Here is a 19,555-nt window from a genome sequence, read left to right as displayed (position 1 = left end):
AATGCCGATGAAGAGGATATGACATGCGCGGACCATCTGCGACGCGACACAACGACGGGCTGACGACGCTGCGGGGGCTGGCACGCTTCCGTTCGATGTCGCTGCTCTGCGCGATGCAGATGGTCTTCCTGCCGGTGTTCAGCGTCCGCCTGCAGGCACAGACGGCGAACGTCATCACCCCGGATGGGCGCACGGGCACGTCCTTGCAAACCTCCGGCAGCGTGACCAACGTCACGACGTCGACGATTTCGGGCAACAACGCCTTCAACTCGTTCTCGCAGTTCAGCGTCGGGCAGGGCAACACCGTCAATCTGCAGCTGCCGACCGGCACGCAGAACCTCGTCAACATCGTTCGCGACGCCCCGGTCTACGTCAATGGCACGCTGAACTCCTACATGAACGGCGCGATCGGCGGTAACGTCTATTTCGCCGACCCCAAGGGGTTCGTGGTCGGCCGCAGCGGCACGGTGAATGTCGGCAGCCTCAACGTCTCGACGCCGACGCGCGAGTTCACCGACAGCCTGATTGGCGCGGGCGGGGCGATCAACCAGTCGGCGGTCGGCAACCTGATGGCCGGGTCGTTTCCGGTCTCGCCCGACGGCAACATCCGTATCTATGGCCGCATCAACGCGATCGACGGCGTGCGCCTGACCGGGCAGAACGTCTTTGTCGGCGGCGCCACCCAGCGCGACATCGCCAATCTCGACCACGCCGCGAAGTTCGCAGCCTCCGTCAACTCCAAGGGCCTGCGCAGCGCCAGCGCGATTACCGTGAGCAACGGCTCGATCCATATCGGCGCCGTCAACAATGCCAGGGTCAACGGGCGTCTCACCGCGCAAAGCAAGAGCGCGACGCCGAGCAACATCACGGTTCAGGCCGGCAACAACATCGATGTCGGCAAGAAGGCCAATCTCAACATCGCAAGCGCAAACGGCAATGCCGGAGAGATCCGCCTGAAGGCGGCGCAGAACCTGACCGTCGCGGGCGGCGCCAGGTTCGATGCCAGCGCGAAGACGGGCAATGCCGGTCTCGTCGACTTCAGCGCGAACGGGATCATCGACATTGGGAAAGGCATCAAGGTCGACCTCAGTGCGGACAACGGCAAGGCCGGCACGCTGCTGATCGACCCGACCGACGTGGTCGTGGGTGATGCCGCTCAGGGCGACACCGGCGTGACGCTGTCGAACAGCTCCATCGTGAATGCGCTCGCCGGGCTCAGCGCCGGTGCCGACTACCTCATCCAGGCCGATCATTCCATCACGCTCGCTGCGCATGCGATGATCGATGCCCGCCGTCTCGATGGCTCCGGCCATTCGACCGGCAACGCCAACAACGTCATCATCGACGCGCCGAACATCGAGATCATGAATGGCGCGCAGATCCTGGCCCAGTCGGTCAACTTCGGCGGGACCACCTACGCCGACGGCAACGTGACGCTGAGGGCAACGGCGAGCGACATCAAGCTGTCCGGCCAGGCCACCGCCGCGACGTCGATCACGGTCGACGGCAAGATTACCGGCGGCATCGTCTCGATCAGCGCGACCTCGACGGCCGTGTCGAGTTTCCTGAACGGTTCGGTGGCCGGTGATTTCGCGCTTGTCGGCTCGACGCTTGCCGCCTCGCTGCTCGGGCTCAATGGCGGCTATGTCGCGGCGAGCGCCACGGCGACCATCAACATCAACAGCCATGCCGACATCAACGGGCGCGGCGATGTGACCATTTCCGCACACGCCACGGAGACCGCGTCGGATCCGGCGGTCGCCTCCACCTTGCTCGGCAGCCTCACGCCGGTCGCGGCCGGCGTGGTCGTCGGCAAGATCGACGGCACTGCCACGACCAACGTGGCCTCGGGCGCGACGGTCAACGCCGGCGGCAACCTCGAGATCAAGGCGCTCAATGATGCGACCATCGCCATCTCGGCCCTCGCGGCGTCGACGAGTGCGCAGATTGTCCCGACGGTGGCCTATTCCACGGGATCGGTGACGACGACCGCAAACGTCGCGACCGGCGCGCATATTGCTGCCGGCACGGTGAACACGAGCGGCAGCACCCTGAAGGTGCGCGCGATTAACAACAACTCGTTCTCGACCAGCGCAACGTCGGTGGCGGCACCCGGGACGGGGGCGAGCGGCGCCGTCGGCGGGGCATTCGCCATCAGCGACATCACGACATCCGCGACCGCAACGCTCGGCGCATCGCTCGGAACCGATGTCAACAACCGAATGAACGGGTCCGTTCTGGTCGAAGCGACGTCCGATACCACGCTCAATTCCACGATGGCTTCGTCCATCGCCGGCCTCCCGGCACTGATCGCGGCAATCGAAAGAGGACTGCGTGCCGTCACCGCGCCGACGTCGATCATCAGGGACCATATGGGCTCGCTGATGCCGTTGAGCTTCGATTTCAAAGTCGCAGGCGCGCTCTCGCTGGCCAACAGCACGCAGAGCGCAACCGCTGCGATCGCGCAGAATCCGAGCGGCGGCGCGCCGAGCATCTATGCCAGCGGCAACGTCGCCGTCGCCAGCAACGTCATCGATCGCGGCGTTCGCAGCAATGCGACGTCCAGCGCGATCACGAAGGACCCGGTGTCCGGCGAGAGCACCGCGATCAGCGCGGCCGTCGCCTGGGGCAATTTCACCCACAATTCGAACGCCTATATCGGCGGCGGAACCCTGGTCAACGCGGCGAATATCGCCGTCGATGCCACCACCGAATTGCCGATCACCAACACCTGGCTGAAGTGGGATGGTTTGGGCGCGGTGCTGAGCCACCTCAACGGCAATCTCGGCGTCGGCGGCAACATCCTGACCAGCTACGCCAATGCCACCGCGGACGCTGGCGACACGATCGGCATCGCCGGTTCGCTGAACCATTTCGTCGTGAACAACAACACGACGGCGTGGGTGGCCGGCAGCGCGAGCCTGACGACAACCTGCGCGACCGCGGCCTGCGGCAGTGGCACCGGCTGGTCGGTCGGGATGGACAATGGCGACGTCCATACCTACAACGCCAGCCTCCAGATCGCGGCCACCACGACCACGGCGTCGATCGACGCCGCCGGCAATGTCGGCACGCTCGGCTTCCTGTTCGGCAACACCTCGGGCGGCTCCTCCGTCGGCGGCGCGCTCAATCTCGTCCAGTTCAACACCAATACCATCGCCGGCGTTTCGGACCGTGCGACGCTGCGTGCGGCGGACGACATCGCCGTCAACGCGATCACTTCCGACCGGTTCGTCGCTGTCGCACCGTCGTCCGGCAAGGCTGCCGGCACGCTGGCGCTGAACGGCATCACTTCGCTCGGTTTCCTGAACAACTCGACGCACGCGTCGATCTCGAGCCAGGCCACCGTCTATGCCCCGACCGTCGGCATTCTGGCGCAGCAGGATCTGTCGGTCGTGACGCTGTCCGGCGCGATGAGCTATAACGGGAGCGGCGGTTCGGCGGTCGGCTTGTCGGTCGCCTATCTCGGCGCAAACACCGACACCTCCGCCTATATCGGCGACAACCATTCCGACATCCGGCCCGGCGTGTTCAGCGCCAACGATCCGTTCGCCGGCACCAGCGGCGGAAGCGGGGCGGTCAATGTCGACAATCTGACACTCAGCGCGACCACTTCGGGACGCATCACCGCGGCCGCCGTCGCAGCAGCCGTCTCCGATCCGGCATCGTCCAGCTTCTCCGACAAGGCAGGCGCTGCCGGCGCCGCCTCGACCGGAGGCGCAGCCGGCGTGACGACGGCGGCGGGCAAGATCGGTTCGACCTCGGGATCGAGCACCAGCGGCTTCAGCCTCGATCTCGCCGGCAGCTCGTCGGTGAGCGACGTCTCGCTCCGCACAAGCGCCTATATCAGGAACACGACGGTCAACAAGTACACCACGACCGGCGCCGTGCTGACCAACACGATCGTTCAGGCGCTGAACGACACCATGCTCAACAATGGTTCGGGCTCGGCGGCGCTCAATCTGGCCGGAGGGTCCGCCACGGGGGCTGCGATCGGCGGCGCGATCGCGGCGGCGATGTCGAACAATGCGACGCTCGCCTATATCTACGGCACCACCATGAACAACCAGAGTTCGGTGACGGTGCAGGCGCTCAATGGCGGCTCGGAGACCGTCGTCGCCATCGGCGTGGCGGGATCGAAATCCAACGCGGCGTCGCTGTCGGCCTCGGTCGGCATCATCACCGACAGCGCCAACGCCTATATCGAGAGCTCGACGATCACGGGGCAGGCGAGCGGCGTCAATCGCGCGCTCGAGGTCGACGCCTACCAGACCACGAACATCGCGATCGGCGGCGGCTCGCTCTATATTTCGGGCGGTCAGGCCGGCGTCGGCATCGGGCTGACCTATGCCTCGATCGCCGATCCCACGGGCGGAAACGCGACCGATGCGCATATCCGCAGCACGGCGATCTCGAATTACGACACCCTGTTGGTGATGGCCGACAGCGCCAGCGTGATTGCGGCCGGTGCGGCCTCAGGCGGGGGCGGGGCCAGCGCCAACGGACTTGCCGGCGCGATCGTCGTCAGCGAGATCACGCCGACCACGACAGCCTATATCAACAGCGGCTCGACGGTGAGCATCAATGTCGGCCGCGTGACGGTGCTGGCGGACAGCGGCGCGGTGTCGGCGCTCGACACTGCGCTCGGCAACCTCGTCAAGAAGTCGAACAACAATCTTCTCGCGTCGGATACCTGCACGGTCGCCGGTGGCACGGGCGGGCAGAACTGCATCGACTTCAGCGCGGCTGCGCTCAACGACGGCACGGGGAACGGTCCGGGCGCCAGCATCGTCTCCGTTGCGGGCCTCATCCAGGCCGGCAAGAACAATGTCGGCGCCTCGATCGTCTACAACACGATCGCGACCACGCATTCGGCCTATATCGCCAACGTCCTGATGACGGCCGGCAGCAACGGCAATGTCAGCGTGAGCGCGGTGGATTCCTCCAAGATCCAGGCGGTCACGATCGGCTTCGGCCTTGCGACCGGCCAGTTCGCCGGCGTCGGCGGCACCACGATCAGCTCGATCGCCAACACCGTTTCGGCGGCCATCGGCAACAATTTGTCCAGCACGACGCAATCGTCCGTCACGGCCCGCAACATTTCAGTCAACGCGACCGACAATTCCAGCATTATCGGAACTGCCGCCGTCGCGGGCGCCTCGACGCAGGGCAGCGCGGCGGGCCTTGCGCTCGTCTACAGCAGCATCGCCAACAACGTCAGCGCTGGCGTGACCGGGTCCAAGCTGACCGCTTCGGGCAATGTCGCGGTCGGTGCGAACTCGAACGCCAGCATCTCGACCGTCGCCGTCGGTATCGCGATGTCCTCGCAGGTCGGGCTGGCCGGTTCGGTCGCCACCAATCTGATGGGCACCAACGTCACCGCCAGCATCACCGCCGCCGGCACCAACGGGATCAACGGCGCCGACGTCACCGCGACCAACAACGTCGCGGTGATCGCCGGCAACAACGACAAGGCGGCCGTGTTTGCGGGTGCCGTGTCGATCAGCAAGGGCGCTGCCGGCGGTGCCGGCTCGCTGGTCACCAATCAGATTACCGGGACGACGGCGGCCTATATCAGCGGGGCGAGCACCAAGGTCGACGCGCTCGGGACCAGCACCACCGATACGCTGTCGGTCAACAACGGCACGCTGGTGCATGCCTTCGATCTCGGCGCCGCCCACGCGCCGACCGACTCGACGCCCGATCTCTCCGAGAACCAGGACATCCTGCGCGGCCTTGCCGTGGTCGCGAGTTCGCACCAGGCGGTCGTGACCAACGTCGCGTCGGTCGCCGCGAGCAGCGGCATCGCCATCATGATCAACCCGATCACCAACGTGATGAGCGGGGAGACCAGGGCCTATATCGACAGTGCTTCCATCGACACACGCCTGACCTCGTCGACGCTGGCGCCGCAGATCGAGGTTGCCGCGTCGAGTTTCTCCTATTCCGGCGCGTTCGGTGCCGGCATCGTGGCTCCGACCGGCAACGGCGGCGGCGGTGCCACTATCATCAGCACCACGATGCAGCGCGGAACGTTCGCCTACATCACCAATTCGACTGTCGGCGGCGTGCAGTCGTCGAGCGCGACGGTCGGCGCCGTCACCGTGAAGGCCAATGCCGAGCAGGACGCGTCCTCGATCGCGATCGGCTTCAACACTGGCTCGGTCGGGTTGAACGTCTTCCAGGCGACGACGGAAGCCTATGTCGATGGTGGCGCGCTGACGGCCGCATCGCTGACGGTGAACGCCACCAACAACACCGGCATCTTCTCCGCGAACGGCTCCGGGGCCTATGGCAGCCAGGCCGCGATCGGCGCGGCGTTCCTGGTCCAGGTCTCTTCGAACCGGACCGAGGCCTATGTCGGCGACGAATTCCACTATCAGGGCAATGGCGCCGCACACACGACCGCGCTCAATCTGAGCGGCGCGCTCGACGTCGAGGCCACCACCAAGAATCGCTTCGAGGCCTATGCGATCGGCGGTGCGCTCTCGACCGGCACGGCGGCGATCGCCGGCATGGCGAACATCGAGATCGCCAACAACACCACCATCGCCGGCGTCTACGACACCACGTTACAATCGGTGACGGGCGGTGCGGCCGGCGCGGTCACCATCAACGCGACCGAGGACGTGGCGATCAAGGAGATCGCGGGGGCGCTCGCGGTTGGCGCCAGCGGGGCAGGGGTCGGCATCGGCGCCGCCGCCAACGTCATCAGCTTCAAGAGCCAGACCATTGCAGAAAGCCGCAACAGTAATCTGAACTCGGCTGGCGCGATCAACGTCAATGCGCTCAGCACCAAGGAGGTGCTGTCCTACGCGGTCACCGCGGGCATCGGCGGCAGCGTCGGTATCGGCGCGACGGTCGGAGTCATCATCATCGGCACCAACACCGCCGATGCGGACACCCAGGGCCAGCAGACCGGCCAGCTCAATCAGGGCAACAACGGCACCATCGCGTCCGTGAACAACGGCACCAACCACACGCAAGGCAGCAACGCGGTCGCCAGCGGCACGGCCGGCAATCCGAACAATGCCAACGTCAGCTCGACCTACGACGTCAGCAGCGTGCTGAGCGGCGGCAACGACGCCGTCGTCGCGCAGATCGCTGGCGGCAACGTCACGGGCACGCAGGTCAATGTCACTGCCACCAGCGCCAATGCGGCCAAGATGTATCTGCTCGGCGCCGGCTTTGCGAAAAATGTCGGCATCGGGGCCGGCATTGGCTACACCAGCGTCAACAGCACCGTGCTCGCCAATCTGAGTGACTACGGACGCAACGGCTCCGGCGTGCTGGTGGCCGCAGATACGCCTTTGGCCATCTCGGCACCGATTGTCACCGTTGCGGCGGTGGTCAAGGACGCGACCACCGGACCTTATGCCGGCAAGACCATCGACACCGAGGCGATCGCCGGCGGTGCGGCGCTCTACTTCGGCGCCGATGCGGCTGTCGCGGTCGGCAATGTCAGCAACTCCGTGGTGGCGATGCTTGGCGGCCAGATCACCGGCACGGGCGGCACCGGCACTGGCGCCGCCGTCATGGCGCAGGATTCGACGACCCAGGTGGTCTTCACCGGCGGCGTCACCGGCGGCGCCGTGGCTGTCGGCACTTCGGTCGCGTCGGCAAGCCGAACGAGCTCGGTCGCTGCGAGGGTTCTGAACGGCTCCACCGTCAACGTCACGACTCTGGCAGTTGGAGCAAGCGGCGCCGGCACCTTGACCACGACGTCCACAGCACTTGGCGGCGGCATCGTCGCGGGCGTCGGTGCGGATGCGGAGGCCCACGAGAACTCGTCCGTGTTGGCGGAGATCGGCAGCAGTGCCTCGATCACGACGTCGGCGGCCGGCGTCGGCACGCTGGTGTCGGCGTCGATCGCGCCCAACCTGTCGAGCGAGGCAATCGGCGTCTCGGTCGGTGGCGGTGCCGTCGGCGTCGCCATCGCCAAGTCCACGGTCGGCGCCACGGTTACGGCCGATGTCGGCGACAACGTCAGCTTCTCGGGCGGTGCGCTCGCGGTAACCGCCATGGCGCTGGTTCCGACCGTCGGCACCACGACGTGGGCCAAGGCGCTCGCCGGCGGCGGCGGCTCGCTGATCGGCGCACAGGGCAGCCTTGCCGTGGCGTCCGAGAACGCGACGGTGAGCGCCTATGGCGGGACGGGGATCCGGCTTCCCAACGCCGACGTCACCATCGCGGCCGAGAACGACAGCGCCCAATACGCCGAGGGGACGGGCCTTTCGAGCGGCTTCCTGGCGCTCGGTGCGACGGTCGCGCAAACGTCGTCGAACGCGCACACCTATGCCTATCTGGGTGCGCCCGCCGATATGGATAATCTCAATCACAGCAATTACACGGGCATCCTCCGGATCACGGCCACCGGCACGGACACCAACGTGTCCAACGCGACGGTCGGCGCGGGCGGCACCTATGCCGGCGCGGCGGCGGTCGCGACGACCAGCTCGACCGCCGTGACCAACGCACGGTTCGACGGTGGCGCGACGGACGACACGCTCTACTTCGGCGGCCTCCGCATCAATGCCAAGCACACCACGAATTACGCCGCCAGCGGCGACGCCTATCAGGCCTCGACGGCCGGTGTCTCCGCCGGCAAGGCGCAGAACGACGTCGACTCGACCACCACTGCCGAGATCGGAACCCACCTGATCATCAATTCGGCGGGCGGCAACATGGTCGTCATCTCCAACGACATCGTCACCCAGGGCGGCGGCGGCGCACGTTCGGGCTCAGGCGGCTCGTTCTCGGGGGCTGCTGCGCTCAGTGACTCCCACGTCACCCAGACCGTCACCACCAATATCGGCGCCAGCACGGTGCTGAGCCTCAACGGCGATCCGCGGACGTCGGCGGCGTTCATCAATATCGAGGCCTACAACACGCTGAACACCAACGATACGGCGAGCCTCGCCACGGCCAGCTTCTTCGCCGGCGGCGGCGCCGAATCCAACATGACGGCGAACGCCACGCTCGCGGTCAACATCAATGCCCGCGAGCTGTTCAGCGTGGGCAAGATCTATATCGGCACGGCCGCGAAGATGGCGGCGGCGAACAACGCCAATGCCAGCCTCTACGGCGCGATCGCGGGCGTCGGCGCCAGCACCAACAGCTGGGTCCACGCCAACCAGTCCGTCAATGTCGGCGACAACGCGAAGATCGCGGCCTGGCGCGACATCACCATCTACGCGGGCCTCGCCGGCGACGGCACCGTCTTCAGCAGCGTGCAGGCGACGGCGACGACGGTCGTCTACAACAATACCGCCGTTCCGATCTCCACGCTTTATCGCGGCACGGCCAATGCCGACGACACCACGAGCCTAACGCTGGCCCCCACCTCGAGCATCCTCGGCGCGCGCGACATCTATCTCGGTGCAACGCAAGGGCAGGTCACGGCGGCCGGAAACGGCAGCAACTACAATCCGTATCTGGACATCTTCAGCGCCAAGAACAGCGACAACCACAGCCACACCAGCGGAACCGGCGATGTCGCGCTCAACGGCTTGGTGGTGGCGGGCGTCAATAACGATTTGACGATTACGATCGAGCTCGGTGCGACCGCGCCGACACTGAGCACGACCAGTCCCTATTCCCTGCTGACAAACGGCTCTTCGTCGGTCCTCGAGCTCGTCTCTGACGTCAATCACTTGAGCCCGGTGATGAGCTGGAACCATCAGACGGTCCAGTATGCCGTCGTCGGCAACTTCAATCCTTACCAGCTGGTGGTCAACCAGCTGGCGTCGCTGACCGGCTTGACCGAGGCGCAGGTCCGCTCCCAGCTCGCGGCGGCGACGCCCACGGCGCCTGCCAGCATGTCGCCGACCGGCACCGACCCGACCGGCGACAAGCAGCGCCAGATCGACACGTTGATCAAGCAGGCGCCGTTTACCTCCGACGCGCCCGGCAACGCCTTCGCGTTCGGCGACATCATGGTGTCCGCCGGCAACGTCTCGATCCTGGCCCAGAAGCTCACCGGCAACAGCGGCACGAACCCGGCCGCGCCCGCGGTCATCGCGCGCAGCTCGCCGTTGATCAAGATCGAGAACAAGGGCCTCGACTTTATGAGCCTGGCCAACCTCACGGTCACAGATGTGACCGGAGGCAACATCACCTACCGCCAGATCGACCATGTCGACCCGGATTCGCACTCCAATGTGACCTTCACCGCGATGCCGAGCGCGACGCCGGTCATCGACGTCTCGGCCACCTACAACCGCCTGGATCCTGACTCCGGTCAAGGCATCGACCAGAGCGGCAACGTGCTGACCCGCACGCCCGACATCTATTTCAACGGCGCCGTCAACAACGCGAACGGCCTGCTCAAGATCATCAACAATCTCGGCAGCGTCGTCGCATCGCAGTCGCTCAGTGCCGCGACCGTCCAGATCGTGGTGCCCAAAGGCACCTTCACCTTCCTCGGCGGTATCGGGAGCTTCTACGACAGCGGCAGCGCGGTCACCTCGCAATGGGCCACCACTGAAAACAGGCCGGAAGACACGCTGACCGCGGTGATGACGGCGGCGACCTATCTCGGCGCCTACGGCGACTACTATACCGCTCCGCATATCGCTTCGGGAACCGATCACCCCTATTTCTATTACTGCTGCACCGACGGCAGCCACGGCGTGTATCAACCCGTCGGCAACGCCGACGCCAGCACGATCTTCACCGCGCGCATGCTGATGACGTATTACGACGGCACCTCGCTCTATTCATCGATCTTCCTGCCGGTGGGCAGGGGTACGCCTGGGAACACCAGCACTCCCGATGCCGGCAGCGTGCCTGACATCGCGACCCTCAAGATCATCGAGGGGCAGTCGCAGGACTCGTCCAATGTCGTGCTCGCGCAGTGGAAGAAAACGACTTATGACGGCCGCAACGTCTACACCGATAGCGGTCCGTACAAGACGCCGTTCAACTGTGCGTCAGCCTGCGACAGCTCGGGCTTCTTCCAGGTGATCAACATCCAGCCGGATGCGATCACGCCGAAGACCGCGGACGCGCCGGCCACCGCGACTGCCACCCGGACCATCAGCGGCCAGGCGGTCATCATCTCGGCGTCGGTGATCAACATCAACGGCACCATCCAGGCCGGCTCGAGCAGCAATTACTCGGTCGACATCGGCGCCGCGGCGTACGATGCCATCTACGGCAGCAACGGCCTCAAGAACCGCAACGGCGGCGCGGATTTTGCCGCGGCCCAGGCCAATGCGCGGAACGGCGTCTATTACGACATCTCGGGCTCCGTGACGGCGTCGGCCAGCGGCGACGCCAAGATCGGGGTCAGGTACAACGCTCTCACCGACCAGCTCATCCTGAATGGCGTGGCGCAGGGCGCCGGCGGCTACGTCTACCTCAACGGCAAGATCATCTCGACCTCGACCGACAGCACCCAGACCCAGGGTAACATCGAGATCAAAGGCGGCGCCGGCACGGTCACCGTCAACAACACCAGCGGGCTCCAGCTGGTCACCAACACCATCAATACCAGCGTCACTGCCCAGAGCGTGGTCGAGATCGTCGACCAGCTCAAGGGGAAGACGACGTGGTGGGTTTACGATCCCAAGGCTGCAAGCAGTCAGCAGGTGTCGCGGTACGAGACCAACAGTGTCACTGCGGCCGCGATCGACCCGTCGATGCTTACGGCCAGGACCGGTACGGCGGGCGTCCAGTACCGGACGCAGGAGAACATGCTCTATCAATGGGTCGACACCGCGACGCTGGATCGTCTACCCACCAGCACGCAGTTCGACTACGGCTGGAGCTTCACGCCCAATCAGGTCACCGGCGAGAACTGGACCCGCTCGACCAACCTGGTTTCAGGCACGCAGAGCAGCAACTATCAGAAAGTCACCACCGCCACAGGCAGCTATCACTGGGCGGGAGGCGTGAACCCGGATGGGAGCCCCGTTGGACTCAACACCCATTCCAACGCGTGCTGCGGCGCGGACGCCCAGTACAACTGGTACCAGGCGATCTATGATCACCTGACGCTCACGCTGACCAACACGGTCAAGGCGTCGAACCCGATCAACATCAAGTTCATCGGCGGCAGTAGCAGCGACGTCGTGGTCAATTCGACCTCGGGCATCGTCATCAACGGGTCGATCAACAACCAGCAGGGCACGACGACGCTTGCCGCCACCGGCGCCAACTCGTCCATCACGGTCGCCGCCAATGCCAACAACCCGGTGATCTCGGGGACGAGCGTGACGCTTCGGGGTGACGGCGGTATCGGCACGCTCGGCACCACCAAGGCGCCCGTCCAGGTGCAGCTCTATGGCGGCAGCCTGACCGCGAGCTCGATCGACCGCGACATCGCGATCTCGGCCATCGGCGCGCTGTCGATCAACCAGGTGAAGGTGAACTCGGCAGGCGCGACGCCGCAGGGCAGCGTCTTCCTCTCGGCGACCGGCGACATCAACTCGGCGTCCGCCTACAACGTCGCCAATCCCGTCGTGATCGGCAAGAACATCGAGATCAACTCCACCTCCGGTGCGATCGGCGCGAAGAGCGCCGTCGTCAATGGTGCATCCACCCTGACCAACATCAATCCGCTGGTGATCCAGGCGACGGGGACGATTCAGGCCAACGGCAGCGTCGATGGTGGTGTTCTCGACAGCGCCTCGGCCACCGGCACCTACATCATCCAGTCCAAGGGCGATTTGCGCCTCGGCACGGTCCAGTCGACCGGTGGGCCCGGTCTTCCTTGAGGCGGCGGGCTCCGACAACAACCCGGCCAACATCCTGAACGGCCGGGCGGCGGTTGGTCTGACCCAGGCGCAGAGCCAGCATCTTCAGGACGTTCAGGCGAGCCTCGACCTGCTCAGCGGCAATGCCGCCACCAACGCCGTCAACAGCTACCAGTCGATGGTGACGTCGGCCTACAACGACTACTTCCAGCTCAAGAACATCGCCTTCCCGAACGGCAGCACCTACAACCCGACCTCGGTGGGGCAGACGGTGCTGCGGGCGCAGGTGGCTGCCAAGCTCGGCATCGATCCCGCGAACGTCACGACGACGCAGATGAAGACCGAGGCCACGACGCGGTTCCTGAGGGACCAGTTCCTGCTCGGCAAGATCAGCACCGACGAGCTCAGGACCTCGCTGACGACGTTGCTGGGCAGCGCGCCCACAGATCCGCTGGGGACCGTGTTCGGCAGCTCGCTGTCGTCGACCCTGTTCACCAAGCTGTTCGACGGCGTGGCGACAGCCAATCAGCGCATGCCGAGCAATACGGCGCTGCAGACGGCGCTTGGCGCCTATAATGTGAATTACAGCTACACGCTCGCATCGACCGAGCGGGTCTACAGCATCATCACCGCGGGCTCGCAGTGGACGCAGAGCCAGCTCGCCTACACGGTGTCGTCGTCGGCCGTCGGCGCGGCGCCGCCGCCGATCGACGAGAACGTCGTCGCCAATGTCAGCGCCAACCAGATCATGCTCTACGCGCCGCGCGGCTCGGTCGGTAATTCGGCAGCGCCCCAGACGTTCTCCTTCACCAGCGTCGATTCCTCGTCGCTGACGCCGGAGCAGAGGGGATTGCTCGCCACCGCCGGTCCCGGCCAGCTCACCGTCGGCGCGGTCACGGACCCGACGACCCATGTCACGACCTATACGGTCAGCCTGTCGCAGCAGAACCTCGTCGTCGTCGACAACCCGATCGCGATCTCGGCCAAGGCGCTGACGAATATCTATCTCGGCAGCAAGAACAGCCTCGCGCTCGGCGGCGTCACCGCGAATTACGGCCCGATCGCGGCCGCGCAGGCCAACGGCATCGAGGTGACCGGCCGCGGCGACGTCAAGCTCGACGCCGTCAACAGCATCTCCGCCAACGCAAGCGGGGCCGTGATATCAGGCGATATCGGCAACCTGACCCTGATCGCCGAGCACGGCAATGTCGGTGCCCCCTCGGGGACCGCCGGAAGCAACCCCGCGAGCAATACGAACGCGCTCCAGATCGCGTTCGCAGATCCGTCCAACGACCAGCTCGACCAGGTCTCGTCGGCGCAGGGCATCTACCTGAAGCAGACCACCGGCGATCTCATTCTCGGCAACATCGCCGCCGGCAATGCGATCCAGCTCGCCGCGACCGGCAGCATCTATGCCGAGGCCGGCTTCACCGATCGTACGGCGATCCACATCCTGGGCGCCGACCTCGATCTGCGCGCCGGCGGCAACATCGGCTTCAACGGCTCGACCTTCCAGCCGCTGCAGGTGAATATCTCCGGCGCGGTGACCGGCTCTGCGGTCGGCGACCTCAGCATCCTCGCCGTCACTGGCGATCTCATGGTCGGCACCAGCGGCACCTATGGGACGCTGACGGCCGGCGGCGCGCTGACCCTCAACGCTGCGCGCGGCGGGCTCACCGTCAATGCCGACATCACCAGCGGCGGCCTGATGCAGCTGCTCGCCAACCGCGGCATGAATTTCGGGGCTGGCACCAGCGCTGCGCCGGTGGTTGCGGCCAGCAGCTCGGACGGCGTCACCCTGGTTGCCGCGACGCTGACGATGGGCGCCTATTCGGCCATCAACGCGGCCGGGTTGATCTCGGTGACCACCACGGGCGATACGACGATCGGCCAGCTGAATTCGTCGCTGTCCTATGCGGCGGCTTCGAACGCGCCCTCGATCATCGTCACTGCCGGTGGCGTGGCTTCGCTGGGCGCGATCATCGACAATGGCGACGGCCAGACCAAGTTCGTCGCATCCGGCGCGGGCGCCGAGCTGTCGCTGAGTGCATCGAACGGTATCGGAGGTGCCACGAGCCGGCTCGCCTTCAACGCCGTACAATTGTCGGCGAGCGCGAGCGCCGGGGGCATCCACCTGAAGGCGCTGACCGACACCGAGGCGAGCCTGCTCTCCGCGGTGAAGGGCAACGTGGACATCATCGGCACCGGCGCGCTGACGCTCGACCAGGTGCTGGCGGGCACGGCGACCGGCGCGAGCGGCAGCTTCACTGCCGTCGCGAACAACGGCAGCATCGTCATCGGGACCGCCGACAGCAGCGGCTCGCAGACGGTCCACGCGACCCAGAATGTGACGTTCAAGTCGCTGACGACGACCGGAAATGCCGGCGACGTCGGCAACATCAACGTCACCGCCGACAACGGCTTCATCCTGGCGCAGACGGTGACGTCGGGCGGCGTGACCACGCTGGGCTCGGTCTCGGCCCACGGCTCGGCGACGCTGCTCGCGGCGACGACCGTCACCGGCAACACGCTCGCCACCACGACCGGCTCGGCCGTGCTGACCGCGACCGGCCCGATCGACTGGAACACGCTCAACGCCGGGACGACGCTGGGCGCGACGGCAAGCCAGGGCAGCATCACCTTCAAGACCGCGCAGAGCGGCGGCACGCAGACCATCCGCGCCCATGACAATGTGACGTTCAATGCGCTGACGACGACCGGCATCACCGGCGATGCCGGCAGCATCAACGTCACCGCCGACAACGGCTTCATCCTGGCGCAGACGGTGACGTCTGGCGGCGTGACGAGCCAGGGCTCGGTCTCGGCCAACGGCTCGGCGACGCTGCTTGCGGCCACGACCATCACCGGTAACACGCTCGCCGCCACGACCGGCTCGGGCCTGCTGACCGCGAGCGGTCCGGTCAACTGGAATGTCCTCAATGTCGGCACGACGCTGGGCGTGACGTCAAGCCAGGGCAGCATCACGTTCCAGACCGCGCAGAGCGGCGGCACGCAGACCATCCACGCCCATGACAACGTGACGTTCAACGCGCTGACGACGACGGGCATCAACGGCGACGCCGGCAGCATCAACGTCAACGCGGACAACGGCTTCATCCTCGCGCAGACGGTGATGTCAGGCGGCGTGCCGACGCTCGGCTCGGTCTCTGCCAATGGCTCGGCGAGGCTGATCGCGGCGGGGACCAACACCGGTCATAACCTCACGGCCACGACCGGCAACGCAGTCCTGAGCGGCACCGTCGTTCGTTGGGATAATCTTAGCGCGGGCGGCACGCTCGACGTCACCGCGACGGCCGGAGGGATCACCGTTGGCACCGCCATCAGCGGCGGCACGCAGACCCTGCATGCCGTCAACGATATCGTCTTCAGCCAGCTTACCACGACCGGTATCCCGGGCGATGCCGGCGACCTCTACGTCAAGTCCGACACGGGCTCGCTCCGCGGCGGATCGATCACCGCCAACGGCGAGACGCGTTTCGATGTGGCCGGATCGGTCTCGTTCGACCGGATCAGTGGCGACATCGTCAAGATGACGTCGTCGGGTGACCTGACGATCAACTGGGTCAGCGTCGTGAGGGAGCTCGACCTGGCGGCAGACACGATCAACGTCAGGGGCGAGCAGATCCGTTCGAATCCCGCGATCCCGCTGATCATGAACATCACCGGCTATAACGGCGGCGTCGCGAAATCCGCCAACATCTCGATCGATCCGGACAGCATCATCGTCAACCAGTTCAGGGTGGTGGACGCAAACTTCTGGACCGACGCGCATGCGGTCACGATCCTGAACGGCTATGTCCCGGGCCAGCTCATGCTCACCACCGCCACCCAGCAGGTGTTCCTGAACAACCGGACGCTGGCGCCGACCAACGGGCCGACGCTCCAGCTCTACCAGCCGGGCGGCGTGTTCACGATGAGCCAGGTCGGCAACGCCAATGTCAGCAACGCCTATGTGGTGTTCTACACCGGCGACGTCTCGGCGAGCGTCACCAATTACGGGCCGACGCACACCTGCTGCTACGACTTCACCGGCGCCAGCATGGTGCGCAACATCCCGGTCGACGGCGAGGGCAAGGAGAGCATCGAGACCTGGCTCGCGAAGAAGGATGGCGGGACGTTCTATTTGCTCGGTCTCTCCGGCCAGGCGCGGCTCGATGCGCTGCTGACGCCGCGTCCGGTCGAGACCATCGGCTCCGGTCCCGCCGTCAACATCGAGGGACTGAGCGACCTGCGCAAGCTGCGCCGTCAGGGGCAGCGCGTGGGTCGCCCGGGCTGGAAGGATGCGGCGGTCGAGACGGCGAAGCCGTCCGTTGGCCGTCTCGCACAGGCATGGTAACGAGATTCGGGATGCGGATTTGGGGGGCCGCGTTGGGGGTGGGGCTTGCAGCTTGCTGCATCGCCCCTTCGCGCGCGCAAGTGCCCTCGATCAATCCCGGCGTGATCCAGAACGACGTCGACCGGCAGCGCCGCCAGCTCGAACGGCAGAGCGCGCCGCCCAAGCTCACCGGTCCCGCGGTGATCGGCGGTGAGCGGGAAAAGTCCCAGCTGCTGAAGCCGGGGGGGCCGAAATTCCGCCTGCGCAAGGTCGAGTTCGACGCATCCAAGTTCATCACGCCGGCAGAGCTGGACGAGATCGCGAAGAAATATGTCGGCAAGAACGTCGACATCGCTGCGCTATTGCAGCTCGTTGCCGACATCAACGCCATCTACACCGAGCGCGGCATCGTCACGGGCATCGCGACGCTGCCTGACCAGGATGCAAAGGGCGGTGTGGTCAAGATCAAGCTGACCGAGGGCCGGCTCCAGAAGACGACCATCGAGGGCAACAAGCAGACCCGCACCGATTACATCCTTCAGCGCGTGAAGGAGCCCGAAGGCGAGGTCCTCGACGTTCCAAAACTCAATCGCGACGTGATCTGGTTCAACCGGACCAACGACGTGCAGATCAAGGCGCTGCTCCAGCCTGGCACGAGTTTTGGCCTGACCGATCTCCAGTTCGCCGTGATCGAGCCGCCGGTCGACACCTTGCAACTCTTCACCGACAACCAGGGCGCGGAGAACACCGGGCGCTGGGAGGGCGGAGCCTTCTACAAGCGCCACGGCCTGTTCGGCGTCGACGACCGCCTGACCTTCTACGGCGTCCGCGCCGACGGCAATCTCAACGGCAACGCCGCCTACAGCATTCCGGTCAATCCCTGGGGTGGCCGCGTCGGCGTCAGCTATACCGAAGGCAAGATCAAGATCATCCAGGGACCGTTCGTCGCGCTCGACGTCACCGGACGCTCGAGCCAGGCCGCGGTCAATTTCAGCCAGCCGGTCTGGGTGACGCAGAACTGGCTGATATTGCTCAACGCCGCTGAGACCGAGGGCAAGACGGTCAGCCGCTTCGCCACGGTCTCCGTGACCGACGACCATTACGACAAGGCCACCGCCGGGCTGTCAGTGACCAATTCCGGCAACACCTATTCGATCACGGTCTCGCCGGCGGTGAACTACATCACCTGGCATGATTATGTGCTCGGCAACAACCGCGCGTTCAACACCTATACCGGCTCGCTGATCGCGACCAGCGCGGCGGGGCCGCAGAATTTCAGCGCCAATGTGCTGGCGAGCTGGCAGTACACGCAGGAAAAGCTGCTGCCGGGCGACCAGATATTCTCGATCGGCGGTCCCACCACCGTGCGCGGCTATCCCTCCAACTCCGCATCCGGCGACAGCGGCTATTATTTCAACGCCGAGCTGCACTACAATTGGTCGTCGTGGCTCAAGGGGTTCGACACCTACATCTTCACCGACTGGGGCGCAGTCTATTCGACATTCCCGGGGGTTACCGAGCTCGCTTCGGTCGGCGTCGGCTTCTCATGGACCTATGCGTCGTTCATGACGTTCGAGGCGAATTACGCGACGCCGTTGAAGATGGCCGTCTCGACCCAGAACCATTACGAGGCCTATGGCCGCGTCATCTTCCGACCGTTGTTGATGTTCCAGAAGCAGGAGAGCCCTGCGCCGGTGGCGGCTGCCGCCGGCAAGAGCAGGTCGTAGCGACAAGCCGCCTCTCTCTCCGTCGTCATTGCGAGGAGCCCGCGACAAAATTGCACAGCAATTTTGCGCTGGTACGACGAAGCAATCCAGAATCCCTCCGCGGAGACAGCCTGGATTGCTTCGCTACGCTCGCAATGACGGAGGATGGAGCGGGGGCGCCTCAACGCCGCAGCGTGAATTCCTCCGCGCCGCGCCGGTGTTCCCATTTCGCCTGCTCGAGCTCCGGCTGGTCGCATTCGACTTCCGGATAGCCGATGCAGAGATAGGCGATGAACTTCCAGGTCTCAGGCACGTCGAGAGTGGTGTGAACGCGCTGCGGATTGAGGATCGACACCCAGCCGAGGCCGATGCCGTCGGCGCGCGCCGCGAGCCACATCGCGGTGATCGCGGCCACCACGGAATATTCCGTCGTCTCCGGCATGGTCGCGCGGCCGAGCCCGTGGCCGATGTCGCTCGCCTTGTCCGCGAACACGGCGAGGTGGCCGGGGGCCTGTTCGAGACCGGACAGCTTTAGTGTCGCATAGCGCGCGGCGCGCTCACCGGCATAGGCATTCAGCGCATCGGCGTTGCATGCCCTGAAGTCGTCGATCACGGCGCGGCGCCGTGCGGCATCTTCAACGACAACGAAGCGCCAGGGCTGGCTCAGGCCGACCGAGGGCGAGAGACAGGCGGTCTCGATCAGGCGATCGATGGTGCCGGCCGGCAGCGGATCGGCGCGGAAGCGGCGCACGTCGCGGCGCCACACGAACAGCTCGCGCAAATGTTGGCGGAAGGTGTCGTCGAACTCGACCATG

The 19,555-nt window shown here is 65.6% G+C and carries 2 protein-coding genes and 1 pseudogene; 2 read left to right on the top strand and 1 reads right to left on the bottom strand.

The features are described 5' to 3' along the window. The first annotated feature begins 23 nt into the window (after window positions 1-23). Together ACVJ5M_RS33665 and ACVJ5M_RS33660 are read left to right on the top strand one after the other, a co-directional pair. A pseudogene (locus ACVJ5M_RS33665) lies at window positions 24-17,055 on the top strand (leukotoxin LktA family filamentous adhesin). 11 nt (window positions 17,056-17,066) lie between these two features. Next, a complete protein-coding gene (locus ACVJ5M_RS33660; protein ID WP_063984442.1) occupies window positions 17,067-18,761 on the top strand; it encodes a ShlB/FhaC/HecB family hemolysin secretion/activation protein in 1,695 nt (564 codons plus the stop codon). Between the two features lie 160 nt (window positions 18,762-18,921). Here the strand turns inward: ACVJ5M_RS33660 and bluB are convergent, their stop codons facing one another. Continuing rightward, window positions 18,922-19,554, bottom strand: coding sequence for a 5,6-dimethylbenzimidazole synthase (gene bluB / locus ACVJ5M_RS33655; RefSeq protein ID WP_063984441.1), 633 nt, complete (start codon window positions 19,552-19,554; stop codon window positions 18,922-18,924). Window position 19,555: the final 1 nt, after the last annotated feature.

This window comes from Bradyrhizobium sp. S3.7.6 (genome assembly GCF_054061875.1).
Note: the sequence above shows the minus strand (reverse complement) of the source record. Positions and strands in the feature narration are given on the sequence as shown.

Excerpts from the sequence above, each read along its gene's own strand:
- bluB (WP_063984441.1), bottom strand. The coding sequence starts at position 19,554 with ATGGTCGAGTTCGACGACACCTTCCGCCAACATTTGCGCGAGCTGTTC.
- ACVJ5M_RS33660 (WP_063984442.1), top strand. The coding sequence starts at position 17,067 with ATGCGGATTTGGGGGGCCGCGTTGGGGGTGGGGCTTGCAGCTTGCTGC.